Origin of the sequence: Shewanella sp. Isolate7, from assembly GCF_022398425.1 — a bacterium.
Classification (GTDB): Bacteria; Pseudomonadota; Gammaproteobacteria; order Enterobacterales; family Shewanellaceae; genus Shewanella.
In genome coordinates this window covers 1-5,305 of sequence record NZ_JAKEVJ010000128.1, presented here as the reverse complement: position 1 = coordinate 5,305, position 5,305 = coordinate 1, and the positions used below count along the sequence as shown (strand labels likewise).

Genomic DNA, 5,305 nt, shown 5'->3' with positions numbered 1-5,305 from the left:
ACGCCGACATTGATTTCAGTTTGGTTTTTATGGTTGTTCATTATAAGCTTACTCTGCCTTGCTATACGGGCTCGAGGCCCCAATGACTGTTCGAGTTATTGCTAGGAGTTATGCAGCGCTACCCACTTGTTACCGGTCTCTCGTAAGAGGAGCCGCCATTCAATCGAGCTACTGCATAAAGACCCTCAACGGCCATTGAGGGTGGGCCTCCAATTTACCCTAAAATGGAACGGGATTAACCATACAAGCCCTTATCAGTCCCAACAGCGAGATAACAAAATCACCCGACCTCGAGCGGGTCACTAAAGAAACTGCCCTGCCCCGCACTCACCCCTAAAATTTTCAGCGTCTGCCACTCCTCCAGCGACTCGACCCCTTCGGCAAAGACCTGCACCTCGGTGCGATAGAGTCCGCCGATAAGGCTTCTGACAAACAGCTGATTTTCCTGGCGTAAATGTATCTGCCGCACGATAGACCTGTGCAGCTTAATCAGATCCACGCGGCAGGATTGAAGATATTGAGTACTCACCACCTGCTGCCCAACCCTGTCGACACACAGGCTGGCTCCCATCTTGGCGATCATATCCAGCGGCGCCTTCAGCTTAGCCAGGTTGTTTACCAGGATATCTTCGTTGATCTCGAAGATGAGCCGCGGCGTCAGGTGACGATACTCCAGCAGTGTCGTCTGCAACCAACGGATAAAGGCTCTGCTGGTCAGGGTGTCCAGAGAGAGATTAATACTGTATTTATCCTTGTCCTTGGGTGACTTGGGTAACAGATCGAACAACACGGCCTCGATCACCTGACGTTCGATCTGCGGGATCAGACCACACTTGATGGCCATCGGCAGGAACAGGGTGGCGCGCACCAGGTTGTTGCCGCTGTCCCGCAGACGACAGGAGACCTCGCTGTGGTGCTCCTTGCCATCGCTGTCGAGCACCGCCTGCGTAAAGGGCACTACCCGCTTGTTGACCAGCGCATACTCGAGAAAGCTGCGCCAACGCACCGAGCCCCGGGCAAACTCCTCGTCCACCGCGCCCTTGTCGTACATGAACCAGCCACTGTTGCCCTGAAACTGCGCCGCCCGCAGCGCCATCTCGGCCTCCTCGATCAGCTGCTCCTTGCTCTCACCGACCTTGAAGTAGGCCACGCCGATATGAAAGAAGTCGTCGCGGTTATTCACCCCTTCCAGCGGCTGGCTCAGGCAGACCTTGAGCAGCTTGGCCGCCAGCTTCTCGGCGTCCGCCAGGGAGATCTGCGGCACCACGATGGCAAACTGATTATAGGAGCGGCGGGAGAAGATGCTGTTGGCCTGGCTGTCCAGCAAGTGGCTGATGCCGCCTATGGTCTGGGTGAGCAGCTCCTGAATGCTGAACTCATCGGCCTCCTGCTGTAACAGATCCAGATCTTCCATCTCCAGCAGCAGAAGCACCCCAGGGGCCATCATGCCATCCTTGTTACTCAGGGCATCCAGACGATTCTTGAGAAACAGTCGGTTACCTATGCCAGATTCGGGATCGAGGAAGGTGTTGGAGCGAATAAACTGATCGAACCTGGCGCGCTGCTTCTGGGCGTCATCCAGCTCCAGCAGCATCTGGGTCAGGGCACGGTTGATCAATCGAGGACGGCCATGACCCGTCTCGGCCAGGGCCTTGTCATAGTCTCCGGAGAGGATCAGATGACTGCGCTTGGCCAGATCTTCTATGCCCTGTAACTGCTGCGCCAGCCAGAGATAGCCCCGGCGTACCAGCAGCCCCACGGCGATACAGTCCACCAGGAACACCAGGCTGCCGTGCCAGCTGATGTTATGCAGCAAGAAGGGCTGGGGCAGGCTGATATGAAAATGCAGATCTAGGGTCTGGTTGAGCACCCTGTCATAGTTGACCACACTCTGATCATGATTGCCCCTATCGAAACGATACAGCGTCTCTTCGCCACGGATAAGGGTAAATTTTTGCGCGTCGTAGGCGGCCAATATCTGCGGCAACCAGATATCCAGATGCTGCAGCTCATGGCGGACCTGATGTTGCAGCAGCATCTCTTCCAGCTCTGTCATCTGCTGCTGTTGGAACTTATAGGTAAGCTGAATAAAACTGACCAGGGCGGTAAGCAGAAAGATGAAGGCGACCGCAGCGAGGGAAAGCAGCCAAAAGCCGGTTAACTTCTTGGTGAGGAGTTGTGTCAATTTCATTTCCGCTTCCTGCAGGATTATTATTATTTTTTACGTCTGAGACCGCTTTATCATCTAGGGCCTGTTGAACTTTTGAGAACAATTTTTGTTCTAATTGAGCACGTTCAAATCGCGGCATGAGGCTTGAAGTATAGTTATTCTATATAAAAGCCGAGTAACAAAGAGTTGAACGTACTCAAGACGAACCCTGCGGGCAGCGTCTGTATCATTTTTCTACTGCGTTATCGCTCATTGATGTAGCACACCACATTACAATCGCTCTGCCTTGTATAAAAGCGATACAGAATGCTGCAAAAATGAACGCGAAAGATAAACAGGCCCTGGGTCTGTTTATCTTTCAGGTTTACTGTTTGTTCAATCTAAACGCGTTTTGCTCAAGGCGCGTGCTGTACGCATAGTTATTCTATGTAAATAGCACGCAACAAAGAAATCGTCTGGAACGACTCCTAACAGCTTCGCTGAGCGCTTGCGGTGAAAGGCGTCAACGCAAAGGCTGCATATTAACACTTACCATACAAATAAAGCCGTAAAGGCACAATAAAAAAGGGCCCTGAGGCCCTTTTCTTATCATCACATTCGCCGATTAGGCGGTGTAGTGTTCAGGCAATGTCGGCAAGGCGGCAACACCTGAGTCAATAGCCGCCTGGGCAACCGCCTTGGCCACGTTTGACAGCAGGCGTGGGTCCATCGGCTTAGGAATCACATAATCGGGGCCAAACTTCAACTCAGACACGTCTGGATAGGCCGCCAATACCTCGGCAGGAACCGGCTCTTTCGCCAGGGCCGCGATGGCGTGTACTGCGGCAATCTTCATCTCGTCATTGATCTTAGCCGCGCGCACATCCAGGGCGCCACGGAAGATGAAGGGGAAGCAGAGCACATTGTTCACCTGGTTAGGGTAGTCGCTGCGGCCCGTGCCCATGATCAGATCTTTACGCACATCGTGGGCCAGTTCAGGCTTGATCTCAGGATCTGGGTTTGAACAGGCGAAGATCACCGGCTTCTCGGCCATCAGGGCCACATCTTCAGCGCTCAATACATCTGGGCCAGACAGGCCGAGGAAGGCGTCGGCGCCCTTGATCACATCCTGCAGGGTACGCTTGTCTGTGTTGTTGGCAAACAGCGCCTTGTATTCGTTGATATCTTCACGACGGGTGTGGATAACCCCCTTGCGATCCAGCATGTAGACATTCTCACGCTGCACGCCACACTTCACCAGCATGGTCATACAGGCGATCGCCGCAGCGCCGGCGCCCATACAGACAAAGACCGCCTCTTCCAGCTTCTTACCTTGGATCTCTAAGGCGTTGATCATGCCGGCAGCGGTCACGATGGCCGTACCATGTTGATCGTCATGGAAGACTGGCACGTTACAACGCTCGATAAGCGCCTTCTCGATCTCGAAACACTCTGGCGCCTTGATGTCTTCCAGGTTGATGCCACCAAAAGTATCGGCAATCGCCTCTACCGTGTTGATAAACTCTTCCGCTGTACGATGCTTCACCTCGATGTCTGTGGCATCAATATTGGCGAAATGTTTGAACAGCAGCGCCTTACCTTCCATCACAGGCTTAGAGGCCAGTGGCCCCAGGTTACCCAGGCCTAAGATGGCGGTACCGTTTGAGATCACGGCAACCGTGTTGCCCTTGGCGGTGTAACGGTAGGCGTCGTCAGGATTGGCAGCAATTTCACGCACCGGCTCGGCCACACCCGGACTATAGGCCAGCGCCAGATCCATGCTGGTCTCTGCGGGCTTGGTCAGGCTAACGGCGGTTTTGCCTGGTACGGGGAACTCATGGTAGTCAAGGGCTTGCTGACGGAAATCGGCCATTTTAGTAATCCTGCAAAAAATGCGACAAGTGTGTTCAGGGTAAGGTCTTATTTGCCCCGCTTCGCTCCCCCAGATTTGGCGAAAAACGACGCGAGCCATTAGGGCGCTAAGATACTCGAAATTAGGCGATTTTTAAACAAGATATTAGAAAATTTCAGTTTATTATGAAGCCAAACGGTCTAAGGCTTATTTTGCAAACTTATCTGCGAAGGATGATGGGCAATCATCTGCCATTTTTTGTAGGAATAATACAACTCACCACGCACGATTACCGGACTTTCAAGCAGATTTAGGGTTAAAATGTTGCTAAATTTACCAGATTCCTCTCTAGGTATACCCACATAAAAGTTTTCATCGATAATCAGCCACAATTGCTGACCTTTTCTTTCAAAACCCGTCACTACTCCTCTGACCTCTCGCCAACGGTTGCGATCGTCGCGCCCCAGCTCATCTGGCGACTTGGCCTGATAGCTTTTATGGCTCCATAATCCCCGCCTCTCCTGACGTGCCTGACGCTCGATATTGGCCAAACACTGCCAGAAATAGTCGTTCTGATAGACTCTCGCCTTAGCGTAGCCCTGACTCAGCATCATCTCCTGTAGATGCTCTCCTGATTCGGTATAGGCATAAGCCAATGTTCTTCCCTGAGGATCCAGGCGTTTACGGTCGAAGGCTAGCTCGAGTGCCTGACCGGGTACCAAGCGCTCCGCCAGAAAGTTGCGAGCCCGATTGGCGAAGGGTTCGGACAGCTCGGGATAATGTCTATCTATCTCGGGCGAGTCGATGCCGATCAGCCTGAGTTGACGGCCATCTTCCAGCATCAGGGTATCGCCATCGATCACCGAGGCGAAAGTCACCGTCTCATCATAATGGGTCGGCGCACACAGGCTGCCGCTGGCCGTCGCCAGAAAGGAGCAGAGAGAAAGAGAGAGGGCCAGAATCTTATCCATAATAAATCGCTTCCCTAGATTAAACGCTCGGTCGATCAGTTATATCATTACCTTATACCAATCGTAATAAATAATTGATCATTCTAGGGAAACTGCGAACAAGTCCTGCAATTTAGGTATCGCCTGATTTTTGAACGCTAAGTGTTCAATTTTGGCCAACATACTGCCGTTTTACGCCGAATTTCGACCTAATTCCAGGCTGTTCCCGGATTTCAGACAGATCTTGGCTGTCGTCGTAACATCTGGTCTACTTTAAACAGGTTCGCCAAGGTGAATAGCATGGCTAACTGTGAGTCATTTTTCGTCAGCCCTTTATAGCGTGCTTTGATAAAG

Annotated in this window: 3 protein-coding genes and 1 pseudogene; all 4 read right to left on the bottom strand. The window is 52.3% G+C overall.

What is annotated here, in order from left to right:
- Window positions 1–280 precede the first annotated feature (280 nt).
- Window positions 281–2,191 (bottom strand): RNase E specificity factor CsrD, encoded by a 1,911-nt coding sequence (gene csrD / locus L1D47_RS19980; RefSeq protein ID WP_239886542.1) that lies wholly within the window; start codon window positions 2,189–2,191, stop codon window positions 281–283.
- A gap of 583 nt (window positions 2,192–2,774) precedes the next feature.
- The gene (locus L1D47_RS19975; protein ID WP_239886541.1) at window positions 2,775–4,022 is read right to left on the bottom strand and encodes a malic enzyme-like NAD(P)-binding protein; all 1,248 of its coding nucleotides are present in this window, start codon (window positions 4,020–4,022) and stop codon (window positions 2,775–2,777) included.
- A 179-nt stretch (window positions 4,023–4,201) separates the two neighbouring features.
- Window positions 4,202–4,972, bottom strand: a complete 771-nt coding sequence (locus L1D47_RS19970) for a thermonuclease family protein (protein ID WP_239886540.1) — start codon at window positions 4,970–4,972, stop codon at window positions 4,202–4,204.
- Between the two features lie 212 nt (window positions 4,973–5,184).
- Window positions 5,185–5,305 (bottom strand): annotated as a pseudogene (locus tag L1D47_RS19965) (IS5/IS1182 family transposase); the annotation flags it as partial.